Annotated in this window: 15 protein-coding genes and 1 tRNA gene; 11 read left to right on the top strand and 5 right to left on the bottom strand. The window is 63.4% G+C overall.

What is annotated here, in order from left to right; translation table 11 throughout:
* Positions 1 to 129: 129 nt before the first annotated feature.
* Positions 130 to 1,452 carry an amidase gene (locus NGR_RS27105; RefSeq protein ID WP_432654026.1) on the top strand — a complete coding sequence of 441 codons (1,323 nt, stop codon included), beginning with the start codon at positions 130 to 132 and terminating at the stop codon, positions 1,450 to 1,452.
* A gap of 15 nt (positions 1,453 to 1,467) precedes the next feature.
* On the opposite strand, the gene NGR_RS32470 is transcribed toward NGR_RS27105, so the two are convergent.
* On the bottom strand, positions 1,468 to 1,629 hold the full coding sequence (locus NGR_RS32470) for a hypothetical protein (protein ID WP_012709677.1): 162 nt from the start codon (positions 1,627 to 1,629) through the stop codon (positions 1,468 to 1,470).
* Between the two features lie 215 nt (positions 1,630 to 1,844).
* Between NGR_RS32470 and NGR_RS27100 the strand changes: the two genes are divergently transcribed.
* On the top strand, positions 1,845 to 2,357 hold the full coding sequence (locus NGR_RS27100; RefSeq protein WP_012709676.1) for a hypothetical protein: 513 nt from the start codon (positions 1,845 to 1,847) through the stop codon (positions 2,355 to 2,357).
* A 219-nt stretch (positions 2,358 to 2,576) separates the two neighbouring features.
* On the opposite strand, the gene NGR_RS27095 is transcribed toward NGR_RS27100, so the two are convergent.
* A tRNA-Gly gene (locus NGR_RS27095) sits at positions 2,577 to 2,651 on the bottom strand.
* 359 nt (positions 2,652 to 3,010) lie between these two features.
* Here NGR_RS27095 and NGR_RS27090 point away from each other — a divergent pair.
* From NGR_RS27090 to NGR_RS27075, 4 genes are all read left to right on the top strand, one after another.
* Positions 3,011 to 3,520 (top strand): prolyl-tRNA synthetase associated domain-containing protein, encoded by a 510-nt coding sequence (locus tag NGR_RS27090; protein ID WP_164924519.1) that lies wholly within the window; start codon positions 3,011 to 3,013, stop codon positions 3,518 to 3,520.
* Between the two features lie 59 nt (positions 3,521 to 3,579).
* A complete protein-coding gene (gene trxA / locus NGR_RS27085; protein ID WP_012709674.1) occupies positions 3,580 to 4,557 on the top strand; it encodes a thioredoxin in 978 nt (325 codons plus the stop codon).
* A gap of 145 nt (positions 4,558 to 4,702) precedes the next feature.
* Entirely contained in the window at positions 4,703 to 5,383 is a 681-nt protein-coding gene (locus NGR_RS27080) for an LON peptidase substrate-binding domain-containing protein (protein ID WP_012709673.1), read from the top strand.
* Between the two features lie 10 nt (positions 5,384 to 5,393).
* Positions 5,394 to 5,582 carry a Trm112 family protein gene (locus NGR_RS27075; protein WP_012709672.1) on the top strand — a complete coding sequence of 63 codons (189 nt, stop codon included), beginning with the start codon at positions 5,394 to 5,396 and terminating at the stop codon, positions 5,580 to 5,582.
* A gap of 102 nt (positions 5,583 to 5,684) precedes the next feature.
* Here NGR_RS27075 and NGR_RS27070 read toward each other — a convergent pair whose 3' ends face one another.
* Positions 5,685 to 6,119, bottom strand: coding sequence for a metallopeptidase family protein (locus NGR_RS27070; protein WP_012709671.1), 435 nt, complete (start codon positions 6,117 to 6,119; stop codon positions 5,685 to 5,687).
* A 168-nt stretch (positions 6,120 to 6,287) separates the two neighbouring features.
* Here NGR_RS27070 and NGR_RS33690 point away from each other — a divergent pair, with 168 nt between their 5' ends.
* From NGR_RS33690 to bfr, 5 genes are all read left to right on the top strand, one after another.
* On the top strand, positions 6,288 to 7,241 hold the full coding sequence (locus tag NGR_RS33690; protein WP_012709670.1) for an ImuA family protein: 954 nt from the start codon (positions 6,288 to 6,290) through the stop codon (positions 7,239 to 7,241).
* Positions 7,153 to 8,709 (top strand): DNA polymerase Y family protein, encoded by a 1,557-nt coding sequence (locus tag NGR_RS27065; RefSeq protein WP_348774938.1) that lies wholly within the window; start codon positions 7,153 to 7,155, stop codon positions 8,707 to 8,709. Before NGR_RS33690 ends, NGR_RS27065 begins: the two co-directional genes overlap by 89 nt.
* A complete protein-coding gene (locus tag NGR_RS27060) occupies positions 8,706 to 12,059 on the top strand; it encodes an error-prone DNA polymerase (RefSeq protein ID WP_012709668.1) in 3,354 nt (1,117 codons plus the stop codon). Before NGR_RS27065 ends, NGR_RS27060 begins: the two co-directional genes overlap by 4 nt.
* A gap of 293 nt (positions 12,060 to 12,352) precedes the next feature.
* Positions 12,353 to 12,664, top strand: coding sequence for a (2Fe-2S)-binding protein (locus NGR_RS27055; protein WP_164924686.1), 312 nt, complete (start codon positions 12,353 to 12,355; stop codon positions 12,662 to 12,664).
* The gene (bfr, locus tag NGR_RS27050) at positions 12,630 to 13,115 is read left to right on the top strand and encodes a bacterioferritin (protein ID WP_164924517.1); all 486 of its coding nucleotides are present in this window, start codon (positions 12,630 to 12,632) and stop codon (positions 13,113 to 13,115) included. Before NGR_RS27055 ends, bfr begins: the two co-directional genes overlap by 35 nt.
* 120 nt (positions 13,116 to 13,235) lie before the next feature.
* Here bfr and NGR_RS27045 read toward each other — a convergent pair whose 3' ends face one another.
* Positions 13,236 to 13,889 carry an IS630 family transposase gene (locus NGR_RS27045; protein WP_012708199.1) on the bottom strand — a complete coding sequence of 218 codons (654 nt, stop codon included), beginning with the start codon at positions 13,887 to 13,889 and terminating at the stop codon, positions 13,236 to 13,238.
* The gene (locus NGR_RS33270; protein ID WP_015886710.1) at positions 13,828 to 14,187 is read right to left on the bottom strand and encodes a helix-turn-helix domain-containing protein; all 360 of its coding nucleotides are present in this window, start codon (positions 14,185 to 14,187) and stop codon (positions 13,828 to 13,830) included. The genes NGR_RS27045 and NGR_RS33270 overlap by 62 nt, the downstream gene beginning before the upstream one ends.
* Between the last annotated feature and the right edge of the window lie 102 nt (positions 14,188 to 14,289).

Raw genomic sequence — 14,289 nt, 5'->3', positions numbered from 1 at the left:
GAAATCGCTGTGGCTTGCATTGTATATCAATTGTGCAGCCCACAAACGGTTGCATGTCGCTGCTGGCCGTGCCGTCAGATCGCTGCAACCCCTCCTGTGCATCTGCAGTGAGACCGGCGCCGCACCTGCATGAGGTCCTTCGCCTTGACCCGATCGAACACCCCCTCTCGCGACCGGCTCGAAGCCGTTCTCGCGCGCCTGGCGGGGCGCTGCGACGACGAGCGCGTCTTCATGAAGCTCTATGCCGAATCGGCCCGCGCCGAAGCGGCAGCGGCCGACCGCAGGCAGCAGGAAGGAAAGAGCCTCGGCCCGCTCGACGGCCGCATCGTCTCGATCAAGGACCTCTTCGACATCGCCGGAGAGCCGACTCTTGCCGGCTCGATCATCCGCCGCATGGCACCGCCGGCATCGGCCGATGCGACAATCGTCCGGCGCCTGCGCGCTGCCGGCGCCGTTATCATCGGCAAGACGCACATGACGGAATTCGCCTTTACCGCCGTCGGCCTCAATCCGCATTACCCGGTGCCGGGCAACGCCGTCGATCCGATGCTCATTCCGGGCGGTTCTTCCTCGGGAGCGGGAGTGTCGGTGGCGGAAGGCACCAGCGACATCGCCATAGGATCCGATACCGGCGGCTCGGTGCGTATTCCTGCGGCGCTGCAGGGCCTCGTCGGCTTCAAGCCGACCGCCCGCCGCGTGCCGCTCGACGGCGCCTTTCCCTTGTCGCCGAGTCTCGATTCGATCGGCCCGCTCGCCTTGAGTGTCGCCGATTGCGCGCTGGCCGATGCCGTCATGGCCGGTGACCGGCCGGAGCCGCTGACGCCGCTGCCGGTCGACGGGCTGAAGCTCGGCATTCCGAAAGGCGTCCTGCTTGAAGAGCTCGCTCCAGACGTCGCCAAGGCCTTTGAGGCAGGCTTGCAAAGGCTGTCGCGTGCCGGCGCAAGACTCGCCGAACTTGAGATTGACGATCTTCTCGCCCGCTTTGCCGAGGCAACCGCAATCGGCTCCCTCGCCGGTCTGGAAGCAAGCCGCATTCATGCGGACTGGCTGGTGGACGACGAGGCGCCGGTCGACCCCCGCGTCAAATCCCCGCTCCGCCGCCGCCTCGCCGTTCCCGACACGGCGCTCGAAAACCTGCTCAAAACGCGGCATGCGCTTGCCCGCGCCATGGATGGGCGCCTGGCGCCTTTCGACCTCGTCCTCCTGCCGACAACACCGATCCCCGCCGTCCGCATCGCTGCCGTGGAAGAGGACAAACGGGAGTATCGTCGCATCGAAGGCCTGCTGTTGCGCAACACCGAGGTTGCCAACCAGTTCGACCTGACGGCAATCACGCTGCCGATGCCGGGGGCCGCCTTGCCGGCGGGGCTGATGCTGATGGGACGGAACGGCACCGACCGGACGCTGCTGCGGCTGGCCGCTTGCGTCGAGCGTCTGCTGCAGGAAGGCTAGCGTCCGCCGACCGCCTCAATGCATCGTTTGCGACGCCCAATCCTCGCCGAGGATCCGAAAGGCATCTTCGAGGGCGGCGACCAGAAGATCGGTGAGTTCGTCGCCGTCATTGTCCATCAGGTAGAGGGCAATGCTTGCGTCCTGCGGGTCGCTATAGTGCTCAACAATGTCAGACATTCATCGTCCTTCCTTCGCCACGTATCATTCCGGCTGTTGGCGCAATGATGGCAAGGCCGGCTTGTGCCGAGCTTGAGGTGGGCAAGCCCGTCATCCACGGCGTCTGTTGCAGTCGCGCCCCCCGGGGCGTTCAAAGGGCGCGGTTGGCGCTCATGTTTTTTCTCGCCCTCGCGGCTCACGCAGGATAGAGGACCACCGAAGTCGAGAGGTTGATAATGTCGAAGAAGACGCGGCGCGATGACGTCCAGCTGCAGCGCCTGAGGACCGAGTTTCCGGAAATCTACCGCGCCCTTCTCGCCGGTGAGATCGCCTCGGCGCGCAAAGCCTGCGTCGCCGCCGGCATCAAGCCGGAGCGCAGCCGCCTCGACAAGCTCAAGAACTCCTGGGCGAAAGCCACGGATGCCGAGCGCGACGCCTTCATGGGCTGGCTTGCCGCGACAGGCGCAAGGCCGCCGGCCACGAAACTGACCGCTCCGCCCTCGGCGTATTCCGCCCCGCAGCCGGCCCAAACGCCGATCGCCAGCGGCCGCTACCTGCTTCCCTCCGCCATCGCCGAGATCAAGGCGATCATGGCCCTGCGCCGAATGACGCCTCAGGACGTGATGGACGAAATGGGATTTGCGGCCGAGGACCGCGCCCTCGCCGGCGCGCTGGCCCGCGGCGCCAGCCTGCGGTTGTCGGTGATTGCCGCCCTGGAGGGCTGGCTGCGGATCAACGCACGGCGCTGAACCAACTGCCCTCGGACATCGGGGCGGCTTGTTCACCTGGACTTTGACGCCGCGGCCCCGGCGAAGACTTCGCCGCCCCAAAGGCATACCCTACAGCGACCTTTGCGCGCCTGATAAGGCGCGCGGCGCTGCAGGAGTCGAACCTGCCGCTCCGCATTTCAACAGAACCGAAAAACACAAAAGCCCCGGAAAACCGAGGCTTCGAAGGTCTTGGAAAAATGGAGCGGGTGAAGCGATTCGAACGCTCGACCCCAACCTTGGCAAGGTTGTGCTCTACCCCTGAGCTACACCCGCTCATCAGACCCAGGCCCGGGGTAGTCTGTGGGCCGTGGGTTGCCGCCCCGTCTTGCGGCGACCGGCGCTATATGGCCTAACGATTTTTCAAATGCAACAGGGAAATGACGCGGAAGGCAAGAATTTTTTCGGGCTAATCCCAAAACGCCGCAATGCCGCGATCCCGGTCGTTGGCCGCCGTCCCTGAGATTGCGTAAGCCGGCCCTTCCTCGTAAAGCAAGCTGAAACCTACAGCGCCGTGCGTCATTTCGGGCGCACTAAGGACGCTGTAGCACTTTGAATCGCTGCATGTTTTTATCCCTAAATCGAATAGGATTCAGGGATACATGCATGCAGTAGGCGGCAGAAGGACAGGACGCATGAGCGAGGCACAACCGAAGACCGCGGAAGACCTGTTCCGCTTTCTCGACGAGCTTGGTATCGAACACCAGACGAAACGGCATCAGCCGGTCTTCACCGTCGCCGAATCGGTGGCGCTGCGCGACGAAATTCCCGGCGGACATACAAAAAACCTGTTCCTGAAGGACAAAAAGGACAATTATTTCCTCCTGACCGTCGAGGAGCATGCGACGGTGGACCTGAAGACCATTCATCAGACCATCGGCGCGGCAAGCAAGGTCTCCTTCGGCAAACCGGAGAAGCTGATGGAATATCTGGGCGTGATCCCCGGCGCCGTGACCGCCTTCGGAGCGATCAACGACACTTCGGGCAGGGTGAAGTTCATTCTCGACGAGGGGCTGATGGAATTCGACACGATCAACTGCCATCCGCTCTCGAACGACCAGACCACCTCGATCGCCGCCAAGGACATGCTGCGTTTCATGGAGGCGACCGGTCACGAGCCGCTTGTCTTGAAAGTCACGGCCTGACATACGATCTTTGGCGCGGAAAGCATCAAGTCGGGCGAAAAGCCCGCGAGGAGAGAAGAATGGGCGGTAGCGACAATCCCTATGCAGGTTCCTTCGGCAACCAGATGACGGCCTCGGCCTCGTTCGGCGGGCAGCCGGCACCGGATGCCGCCGCCGCCGGCGACCTGGTCAAGGAGACGACGACCGCCACCTTCGCGCGCGATGTGCTCGAGGCCTCGCGCCAGCAGCCGGTGCTCGTCGATTTCTGGGCGCCTTGGTGCGGCCCGTGCAAGCAGCTGACGCCTGTCATCGAGAAGGTGGTCAAGGAAGCCGCCGGCCGCGTCAAGCTCGTCAAGATGAATATCGACGATCATCCCTCGATCGCCGGCCAGCTCGGCATCCAGTCGATCCCGGCGGTCATCGCCTTCGTCGGCGGGCGTCCGGTCGACGGCTTCATGGGCGCCATCCCCGAGAGCCAGATCAAGCAGTTCATCGACCGGATTGCCGGCCCGGCGGTGGACGATGCCAAGGCCGAGGTCGAGGCGGTGCTCGCCGACGCCAAGGCGCTCTTCGAAGCCGGCGATGCTCAGAACGCCGCCGGCCTCTACGGTGCGGTGCTGCAGGCGGAGCCGGAAAATACCGACGCGATCGCCGGCATGGTCGAATGCATGATCGCGCTCGGCCAGCTTGCCGAGGCGCGCCAGGCGCTGTCGCAGCTGCCGGAGGAACTCGCCAAGGCGGCGGCCGTGAGCGCCATTTCCAAGAAGCTCGACCAGATCGAGGAAGCCCGCAAGCTCGGCGATCCCGTGGCGCTGGAACAGCAGCTGGCGGCCAATCCCGACGACCACGCGGCGCGGCTGAAGCTTGCCAAGATCCGCAATGTCGAAGGCGACAGGACCGGCGCCGCCGACCACCTCCTGCTGATCATGAAGCGCGATCGCAGCTTCGAGGACGACGCCGCCCGGCGTGAACTCCTGTCCTTCTTCGAAGTCTGGGGGCCGAAGGATCCGGCGACGATTGCCGCCCGGCGCAAGCTTTCCGCACTTCTCTTCTCCTGACCGTTTGGCGGCAGGCAGGCGGAACCGCTTTTTGCGTCTCCGATCGCAGCTTTCTCCTTGAGATTTTCGAGGGATGCACCATCTCTTGAGCGTGCGGCCGGCCTTCATGCGACGGGAACGCCGCGATCTGCAGGGGCAATCGGAAATGCATGTCGGAAATGCGCGTTATCTCAGTCCGAAGGATCTGCCGGGGATACTTCCGGTCTTCCCGCTGACGGGCGCGCTGCTGCTTCCGGGTGCACAACTTCCACTCAACATCTTCGAGCCGCGCTATCTGGCAATGTTCGATGACGCGCTTTCCGGTGATCGGCTGATCGGCATCGTTCAGCCCTCCTTCGCCGAGGGGCGCAGCGATATCGATTCTTCCCCGGTACCGGCGCTCTGCCAGGTCGGCTGCATCGGTCGCATCACCTCCTTCGCCGAGACCGGCGACGGCCGCTATATCACCTCGCTCACCGGCGTCTGCCGCTACAGGCTGTTTGCCGAAATTTCCGGCGTGCGCGGCTATCGCCGTTTCCGCATCGGCCCCTTCGCAGCCGATCTCGAAGGCCCGGACGACGAAGCCCTCGTCGACCGCGAGGCGCTGCTGGCCGCCTTCCGCGCCTATCTCGACGCCAACAAGCTGGAAGCGGACTGGGAAAGCGTCGAACGGGCCAGCAATCGTACGCTCGTCAATTCGATGGCGATGATGTCGCCCTATGGGCCGGCGGAGAAGCAGGCGCTGCTGGAGGCGCCCGATCTCAGGACCCGCGCCGAAACGCTGATCGCGATCACCGAGATCGTGCTTGCCCGCAATTTCGGCGATCTCGACAACATTCTGCAGTGAAGGCGAAGCAATGGACGCAAACGCCAGCCGGGTGGATCCGAAACTCCTCGAACTGCTCGTCTGCCCCCTGACGAAAGGTCGGCTCCGCTATGATGCCGAGGCCCACGAGCTGGTCTCGGAAAAGGCGCGCCTTGCCTATCCGATCCGTGACGGCGTGCCGATCATGCTGGTCTCGGAGGCGCGCAAGATCGAGGATTAGGCGGCGGTTGCTTGCCCCTCATCCCGCGGCATGCCCCTTCTCCCCGCTTGCGGGGAGAAGGTGCCGGCAGGCGGATGAGGGGCATTTCGGAAAAGCTGCTGGCTACCCGCCGACGTGCTCGACGCTTGCCTCGATCCGCTCCATGTCGTCGTCGGAAAGGCCGAAATGGTGGCCGATCTCGTGGATCAGCACATGGGTGATGATATCGCCCAGCGTCTCCTCGTTTTCCGCCCAGTAATCGAGGATCGGGCGGCGGTAGAGGGTGATCCGGTTGGGGAACTGGCCGGTTTCCATGGTGAAGCGTTCGCCGATGCCGCGGCCTTCGAACAGGCCGAGCAGGTCGAAAGGCGTCTCGAGCGCCATGTCTTCGAAGACGTCGTCGCTTGGGAAATCGGCAACTTCGATGATTAGGTCCGTGGTCAGCTGGCGGAATTCTTGCGGCAGGTGGCTATAGGCTTCAAACGCGAGCTGTTCGAATGTGGTAAGCGTCGGTGCGTGGCGTTCCCGCCAATCATCGGTCTGGTCAATGCGGGCCATAGGCACTCCTTGTTGCCCTCATATAGCGATTTCGCGTTTGTTTTTCGAGTGTTGAAATTTTGTCGGCGGGGATGAGGAATAAATTCTTATCCTTTGCTGTTGACTCTTCCCCCAAGCTCTGGAATCCATAAAGAACATAACATGAACATTTGATGGGAGCTGACCGTCATGGCCGAGAACGCCGTGCAACGGCAAACCATTCTTTTCCTTCGTGACACCATAGCACGGATTGAAAATTGCAGCTTGCCTGGAATTGTGCGGGCCGCCAAGGCGGCCGATCCCGCCGGCTTTCGCCGCGGCAGGGAAGGGAGCTTGCAGCGCAAGGTCCTGCCCTTCGGGATTACGGCCCTCGACGATGTGCTCAACGGCGGGCTGCCGCTCGAAGGCATGATGGAAATCCGCAATGCCGAAACCCGCGATGCGGGTGCGGCCGCCGGCTTCGTGGCGGCCCTTGCGGTACTTTACCAGCAAGTGAGGAAGGAGAAAGGCAATCTCGCCCCGGTGCTGTGGATCAGCCAGTCGCTCGCCTCCCGCGAGGCGGGGCAGCTCTATGCGCCAGGCCTCAAGTCCTACGGGCTCGACCCGCAACGCTTCCTCTTCGTCTCGGCGCGCACCGTCAAGGATGCGCTGTGGATCGCCGAGACGGCGCTTTCAGTGCCGGTCTTCGCCGCGGTCGTTCTGGAAATCCGCGGCAATCCCGCCTGTCTCGCGCTCAGCGAGAGCCGGCGCCTCAATGTCCGGGCCCGGGCCGGCCACGTCCCCCTGCTTCTCTTCCGCCAGGCCGGAGAGGAGGAGGCGAGCAGCGCCTGCTTCCGGTTCCAGATCAAGCCGGCGCCGGCCGGCGCGCGACCTCTCCCCGATGGCTCGGTGCTTTGCGGCAGCATCGACCATCCCGCCTTTCACCTCCTTGTCGAAAAAAGCAGGGCTTATGCCGCTGCCGACATCTTTCTGGAATGGAACGCCGATGACCGCCGCTTCTACCCTCTCGACGAGCGCCGCAGCGCCGCTCTTCAGGCCAGCGGACAGCCAGAGAATCCTGTCGATCCACTTTCCGCATCTGCCGGCCGACCGCGTCGCCCGCAGCCGCTGGGGCGCCTCCTGGCTTTCGCGCGGGCGTCCTGACCATCCGCCGGTGGTTTTCGCCGCCAAGATCGACAATGCCATGCGCCTTGTCGCGCTTGATACGCTGGCCGAGCGGATCGGCCTGAAGCGCGGCCAGGGGGCTGCGGAGGCCCGCGCCATGTGCCCGGCTCTCGACGTGATCGCCGCCGATCCGGCGGCCGACCAGGCCTTCCTGGAAGGGCTTGCCGACTGGTGCGACCGCTATACGCCGCTCGTCGCGCTCGACGGAAAGGACGGCCTGTTTCTCGACATCACCGGCTGCGCCCATCTGCATGGCGGCGAAAAGGCGCTTATCAGCGACCTCCTGTCCCGGCTTTTCTCGCTCGGCGTCGAGGCGCGGGCAACCGTCTCCTCTGCTGCCGGCCTTTCCTGGGCCGCCGCCCGCTACGGCAATGTCGCCGTCATCGAACCAGAAGCGGCCGGCCGGGTTCTTGCACCCATGCCGGTCGCTGCGCTCCGCCTGCCGGAGGAAACGGCGGCAGCGCTCGAACGCGTCGGGCTGAAACAGATCGGCGACCTTCTCGAAGCGCCGCGCGCGCCGCTCGCCCGCCGCTTCGGTTCCCTCCTTCTCCTCAGGCTCGACCAGGCGAGAGGCGAGGCGGACGAGCCTTTGTCGCCGCGCCTGCCGGTGCCGAGCTTTTCCGCCGAGCGCCGGCTCGCCGAGCCGCTGATGGACGAGGAATACATTCTCGAACTGACAAGGCACCTTGCCAAGGACGTCCGCGCCTCGCTGGAGCGGCACGGCGAGGGCGGGCGGCTATTCGAGCTCCTGCTGTTTCGCGTCGACGGGCGGGTGTTCCGTGTCCGGGCGCATGCGGCCATGCCGTTGAACGATGCAGACCGCATCGCGGCGCTCTTTCGCGAGCGGCTGCAGGCGGTCCATGACGATCTCGATGCCGGATATGGCTTCGAAATCCTCCGGCTGGCGGTTTTGCGGAGCGAGCGGCTTGATCCGGCGCAGCAGGATTTTTCCGGCGTGCCCGAGGAAAGCCAGCCGCTTGCCGCTTTCATCGACAAGGTTTCCGCCCGTTTCGGTCCCGATTGCCTGATGCAGGCGAGCCTTGCCGAAAGCCACCTGCCGGAACGGGCGGGCGGCTTTGCCGCCGTCAGGGATGTCGCGGCGGTGATCGGCGCCCCGAGTGAAGACAAGCTTTTTGAAGGCAGGGTTTTCCCTGAAAACCGTCCGCTTCGGCTTTTCACCCACCCCGAACTGGTGGAGGCGACCGCCGAGGTGCCGGACGGCGCCCCGCGCAGCTTCAACTGGCGCAGGACCCAGTATCGCGTCGCCCGCGCCGAGGGGCCGGAGCGGATCGCCGCCGAATGGTGGATCGACGGGGAGGACCATCCGACCCGCGACTATTTCCGGATCGAGGATCAGGAGGGCCGCCGCTTCTGGCTGTTCCGCGAAGGCCTTTACGGAAGGGAGGTGGCCGCGGCCCGCTGGTTCATGCACGGAGTTTTCGCATGAGCGGGGAGCCGACCTTCCACGAGCTTGGGGCGCGCACGAATTTCTCCTTCCTCGAAGGGGCGGCCCCGGCCGAGGAGATGATCGTCTTTGCCAAGAAGGCCGGGCTTTCGGGTCTTGGCGTCGCCGACCGCAACAGCGTGGCCGGGGTCGTCCGGGCCCACGCCAAGGCGAAAGTGGAGGATTACCCTTTCCAGCCGGGAGCCCGGCTGGTTTTTGCCGATGCGACGCCGGATATTCTCGCCTATCCGAAAAACAGGCGGGGCTGGGGGCATCTTTGCCGCCTGCTCAGCGTCGGCAATCTGCGCGCGAAAAAGGGCGACTGCACGCTTTACCTTGCCGATCTCCTCGAATGGCAGGAGGATCTGCTCCTGATCGTCATGCCGGGCGAAGGCCGGCCGCAGCCGGAAATCTTGGAGGCACTGCTCGAGAAACTAAAGGCATCCGCGGGCAACCGGCTCTATCTCGGCCTGGCGCCCCGCTATGACAGTTTCGACCGGCACGACTTCGCCGTTCTCGCCACAGTTGCCCGGAGCCTTGACGTCCGGCTTCTGGCCACCAATGACGCGCTCTATCACGATCCGCACTACCGGCCGCTTGCCGATGTCGTCACCGCAATCCGCGAGCATGTGCCGATCGCCAGCGCCGGCTTCCTCCTCCAGAAGAATGCCGAAAGGCACCTGAAGGGCCCGAAGGAAATGGTGCGGCTTTTCCGCGACTATCCCGAAGCGATCGTCAATGCGAACAAATTTTTCAAGCGGCTTTCCTTCAGTCTCGACGAGCTCAGCCACCAATATCCGGACGAAAATGCCGAGGGCGAGACGCCGGCCGAAAGCTTGCGGCGGCTCGTCGCCGAAGGCGCGCTGGAGCGTTATCCTTCCGGCGTGCCGGAAAAGGTCACGCGGCAGATCGAATACGAGCTCGAACTCATCCACGACAAGAAATACGAACCCTATTTCCTCACCGTCCACAAGCTGGTGAAATTTGCCCGCAGCGTCAATATTCTCTGCCAGGGACGGGGGTCTGCGGCCAATTCTTCGGTCTGCTTCTGCCTCGGCATCACCGATGTCGATCCGCAGAAGTTCACGCTGCTGTTCGACCGCTTCCTGTCGCGCGACCGCGACGAGCCGCCCGATATCGATGTCGACTTCGAACACGAGCGGCGCGAAGAGGTCATCCAATATATCTACAGGACCTATGGCAAGGAGCATGCCGGGCTCACCGCCGCGGTGATCAGCTATCGGTCGCGCTCGGCCGGGCGCGAGGTCGCCAAGGCCTTCGGCCTGTCGGAGGATGTCCAGTCGGCGCTCGTCAGCTCGGTCTGGGGCTGGGGCACCTCGCCCTTCACCGAAGAGCAGGCGAAAGGGGCGGGCCTCGACATGGCGGATCCGCTGACGCGGCGCGTCCTTGCCTATGCCAGCCTGCTCATGAACTTCCCGCGGCATCTCTCCCAGCATGTCGGCGGCTTCGTCATCACCCGCGACAGGCTCGACGAGGTCGTGCCGATCATGAACACGGCGATGCCCGACCGCTACATGATCGAATGGGACAAGGACGACCTCGACCAGTTGAAGATCCTCAAGGTCGACGTGCTGGCCCTCGGCATGCTGACCTGCCTTGCCAGGGCCTTCAGGTTTCTGGAAGTCCATTACGGCAAGCCGAAAACGCTTGCCGAACTCTACGAGGACCAGCAGGCGGCCGTTTACGACATGATCTGCCGCGCCGATACGGTCGGCGTCTTCCAGATCGAAAGCCGCGCCCAGATGAGCATGCTGCCGCGCCTACGTCCACGCGAAATGTACGATCTGGTGATCGAGGTGGCGATCGTCCGTCCGGGGCCGATCCAGGGCAACATGGTGCATCCCTATCTGAAGCGGCGCGAGGCGCAGCGTAAGGGAGAGCCGGTCGACTATCCGAGCCCGGAATTGAAGGCGGTGCTGGAAAGGACCCTCGGCGTGCCGCTGTTCCAGGAACAGGCGATGCAGATCGCTATCACCGCCGCCGGCTTCTCGCCGAGCGAGGCCGATCGCCTGCGCCGCGCCATGGCGACCTTCAAGCGGACCGGCACGATCCATACCTTCGAGCGCAAGATGATCGATGGCATGGTCAGGAACGGCTATGAGAGGGAATTCGCCGAACGCTGCTTCAACCAGATCAAGGGATTCGGCGAATATGGCTTTCCCGAAAGCCATGCCGCCTCCTTCGCCTCGCTCGTCTACGCCTCGTCCTGGTTCAAGGCCTACTATCCGGACATCTTCTGCGCCGCCCTTCTGAATTCGCAGCCGATGGGCTTCTATGCGCCCGCCCAGCTCGTGCGCGATGCCCGCGAACACGGGGTCAGGATCCTGCCGGTCGACGTCAACCATTCGGACTGGGACGCCCTGCTCGAAGGCGAGGCGATGTTCCGCAAGGAGGCGATCGACCCGCGCCATGGCGAAATGCGGGATGTCATCCGCTCCGGGAAGGCGGTGCGGCTTGGCTTCCGGCTGGTCAAGGGACTGCGGCAACCGGATATGGAGGCGCTGGTTGCGCGCCGCGGCGAGGGGTATCGTTCCGTCCACGATCTCTGGCTCCGCTCCGGCCTGACCCGGGCGGTGCTGGAGCGTCTTGCGGATGCGGATGCCTTCCGCTCGATCGGGCTCGATCGGCGCAGAGCCCTCTGGGCGGTGAAGGCGCTCAACGAGCAGTCGGCGGTCGAGCGCCTCCCGCTTTTCGACGGGGCGGGTTCCACGGACCTGCAGGTCGAACCGGCGGTCGCCCTGCCCGACATGGCCGCGGGCGAGCATGTCATCCATGACTATCGCTACCTGACGCTTTCCCTGAAGGCACATCCGGTTTCATTCATGCGCGGGGATTTCGCGCGCATGGGCATTCTTTCCAGCCGAGACCTGGCGAGGACCCCGGCCGGCAGGCGGGTGACGGTGGCAGGCCTCGTGCTCGTCCGCCAGCGGCCGGGTTCCGCCAACGGCGTCATCTTCATGACGATCGAGGACGAGACCGGCGTCGCCAACATCATCGTCTGGGAAAAGACGTTCCAGAAATATCGGCCGCAGGTCATGGGATCGCGGCTCGTGAAGGTGCGGGGCCGCTTGCAAAGCGAAAGCGGCGTCATCCATGTGGTCGCCGAATATATGGAAGACATGACGCCGATGCTCGGCCTGCTGCGCAACGAGGCCCGGCGTTTCGGAGCCAATGATCGGGCCGATGAGGCGCTCAGGCCGACGGCGGATGCCCGCGACAAGAAAGCACTCCGGCAATTGCGCCCGGCGCCGCCTGCACAGGAGGGACTGGAAACCTCCGAGGCGGGAAGCGCGGTGGCCGAAGTCATGCCGAAGGGGCGCAATTTCCATTGAGCCCGCTCGGACCTGCTGCCGACGATCGTTGCATCGTCGGTTCGCCAGGATCTTCGCCTCCGGATGTCCCTGTGTAAAAATGTCGCAGGGCGTCCTCCCCGCTTTGCAAGTCCTGAGAGAAAAATCGTCGTCTTAGAATCACCTAATCTGATGAAAACACGAAATTTTTCATCAAGATTAGAACGACTCTAATATACTCCTCAACTTTATGGAGAGGAGTTTTTTGTTGACGGCAAATGTCCTCTTTTGCTTTATCGCAAAATCAGGACGTTGCGTTTGACAGGCAAGACGAAATGCTGGTTTGCAGCTGCAATTTCATCACCGAGAAAGAGATTGAGGACACGATCATCGGTCTCCTCGACGACGACTGTTGGCAGTTGATCGTGCCGGCGAAAGTCTATCACGCGATGGAAAAGCGCGGCCGCTGCTGCGGCTGCTTCCCCAATGTCGTCGACATCATCATCCGCACCACCGAGCAATATCACGCCCGCCGCGACTCGACGGAAGCCGAGATATTTGATTTCATGACCCGCCTAAAACAATTCCACGAAGAAAACCGGAGGGCGGATCTTGAAAGGCGACGCAAAGGTAATCGAGCAGCTTAACGAAGCGCTCTTTCTCGAACTCGGTGCCGTAAACCAGTACTGGGTGCATTACCGCCTTCTCGAAGACTGGGGCTACACGCTTCTCGCAAAGAAGGAGCGTGCCGAGTCCATCGAGGAAATGCACCACGCCGACAAACTCATCGAACGCATCATCTTCCTCGAAGGCCATCCCAACCTGCAGACGGTCGCACCGTTGCGGATCGGCCAGAATGTCAAGGAAGTGCTGAAGGCCGACCTCGCCGGCGAATACGACGCCCGCACGGCCTACAAGAATTCCCGCGACGTCTGTCACGCGGCCGGCGACTATGTCTCGATGAAACTCTTCGAGGAACTGCTCGCCGACGAGGAGGGCCACATCAACTTCCTCGAGTCGCAGCTCCAACTGCTCGACACGATCGGCGAGGAGAAATACGGGCAGCTCAACGCCGCCCCGGCCAACGAAGCGGAATAAAAACCGATTCGATCTCGATCAAGTGCCGCGCGTTCGCACCGCGGCACTTTCTCGTAGGAACGAGACTATGGAAACAGCCCCTCACCTCGGTTCTAACCCGAGGACTAAAGCGTGTCGCGTTCAATCGGCCTCATATCCGGCCGCATTGAAGTAGTTCCGGCATTCTGTGACGGAGAAGAGATTGCAGATATCGCCGAGTGCATCGGCGATGGCGTCGAAACTGCGGGCGGCCCGCTTGCGCAGCAGCGCCTTGAGCTTGGAGAAGGCCATTTCGATCGGGTTGAGGTCGGGCGAATAGGGTGGCAGGAAGAGCAGCCATGCGCCTTTCGCCTTGACCATTTGTTCGGCCCGCTCGCTCTTGTGGAAGCCGACATTGTCGAGAATGACGACGTCTCCGGGCGACAGCGTCGGGGCGAGTTGCGTTTCGATCCAGGTCTCGAAGATGCGCCGGTTCATCGGCGCGTTGACGATAAAGGGCGCGACCACGCCATGTGATCGCAGGCCGGCGATGAAGGTCTGCGTCTTCCACGAACCGAAGGGGGCGTGGGCGCGATAGCGTTGCCCTTTTGGTGCCCAGCCTGAGCGCTTGGTCAGCTTGGTATTGGTCGAGGTCTCGTCGATAAAGACCAGTCGCGCCAATGCCTTGTTGAAGAAGCGCCGGCGTCGCCGGGTCCAGAGCTCACGCGCCCGCGCGATCTCTGGGCGCTGCTGCTCACTTGCCTGCAGGCTTTTTTTTATGGCTGAGGTCGAGGCGGTGGAGAAGACGGCCAACATTGGAGCGGTGCACGATGACGCCGCGCCCGGCGAGTTCCAGGCACAGTTCGTCCAGCGTCAGGTCGCCATTCTGCGCCAGGCGCTCGCGGACCCACTCGCCATGCGCGTTCAGCTTGCCGCCACCCAGATGGCCTTGCCGCCGTGGCGCCAGCGATCCGGTCGCGCGTTTGAGCTTCACCAGATTGTTCACGAAACGCGGCGACACCCGGAAGTGCCGGGCCGCGGCCCGATGGCTGTGACCGTCCTCGACAAACGCAATGACACGACTACGCAAAGCAAGCGGATGTGATTTGCCCATGGTGTCCCTCCCGTCAAAGCGAGGGAATCACAGCCAACCCCGATTCGGGAATCTGGAGGGTTCTGTGAGGTCCGGCCGCTTTGGATGCAGCATTCGCTGATC

Origin of the sequence: Sinorhizobium fredii NGR234 (assembly GCF_000018545.1) — a bacterium.
GTDB lineage: Bacteria > Pseudomonadota > Alphaproteobacteria > Rhizobiales > Rhizobiaceae > Sinorhizobium > Sinorhizobium fredii_A.
The sequence above is the reverse complement of the archived record's forward strand: the minus strand, read 5'-3'. Positions and strand labels throughout refer to the sequence as shown.

Excerpts from the sequence above, each read along its gene's own strand:
- NGR_RS27090 (WP_164924519.1), top strand. The coding sequence starts at position 3,011 with ATGAGCGAGGCACAACCGAAGACCGCGGAAGACCTGTTCCGCTTTCTC.
- NGR_RS27060 (WP_012709668.1), top strand. The coding sequence starts at position 8,706 with ATGAGCGGGGAGCCGACCTTCCACGAGCTTGGGGCGCGCACGAATTTC.
- NGR_RS27080 (WP_012709673.1), top strand. The coding sequence starts at position 4,703 with ATGCATGTCGGAAATGCGCGTTATCTCAGTCCGAAGGATCTGCCGGGG.
- NGR_RS27045 (WP_012708199.1), bottom strand. The coding sequence starts at position 13,889 with ATGTTGGCCGTCTTCTCCACCGCCTCGACCTCAGCCATAAAAAAAAGC.
- NGR_RS27100 (WP_012709676.1), top strand. The coding sequence starts at position 1,845 with ATGTCGAAGAAGACGCGGCGCGATGACGTCCAGCTGCAGCGCCTGAGG.
- NGR_RS32470 (WP_012709677.1), bottom strand. The coding sequence starts at position 1,629 with ATGTCTGACATTGTTGAGCACTATAGCGACCCGCAGGACGCAAGCATT.
- NGR_RS33690 (WP_012709670.1), top strand. The coding sequence starts at position 6,288 with ATGGCCGAGAACGCCGTGCAACGGCAAACCATTCTTTTCCTTCGTGAC.
- NGR_RS27070 (WP_012709671.1), bottom strand. The coding sequence starts at position 6,119 with ATGGCCCGCATTGACCAGACCGATGATTGGCGGGAACGCCACGCACCG.
- NGR_RS33270 (WP_015886710.1), bottom strand. The coding sequence starts at position 14,187 with ATGGGCAAATCACATCCGCTTGCTTTGCGTAGTCGTGTCATTGCGTTT.
- NGR_RS27075 (WP_012709672.1), top strand. The coding sequence starts at position 5,394 with ATGGACGCAAACGCCAGCCGGGTGGATCCGAAACTCCTCGAACTGCTC.
- NGR_RS27105 (WP_432654026.1), top strand. The coding sequence starts at position 130 with ATGAGGTCCTTCGCCTTGACCCGATCGAACACCCCCTCTCGCGACCGG.
- NGR_RS27055 (WP_164924686.1), top strand. The coding sequence starts at position 12,353 with ATGCTGGTTTGCAGCTGCAATTTCATCACCGAGAAAGAGATTGAGGAC.
- trxA (WP_012709674.1), top strand. The coding sequence starts at position 3,580 with ATGGGCGGTAGCGACAATCCCTATGCAGGTTCCTTCGGCAACCAGATG.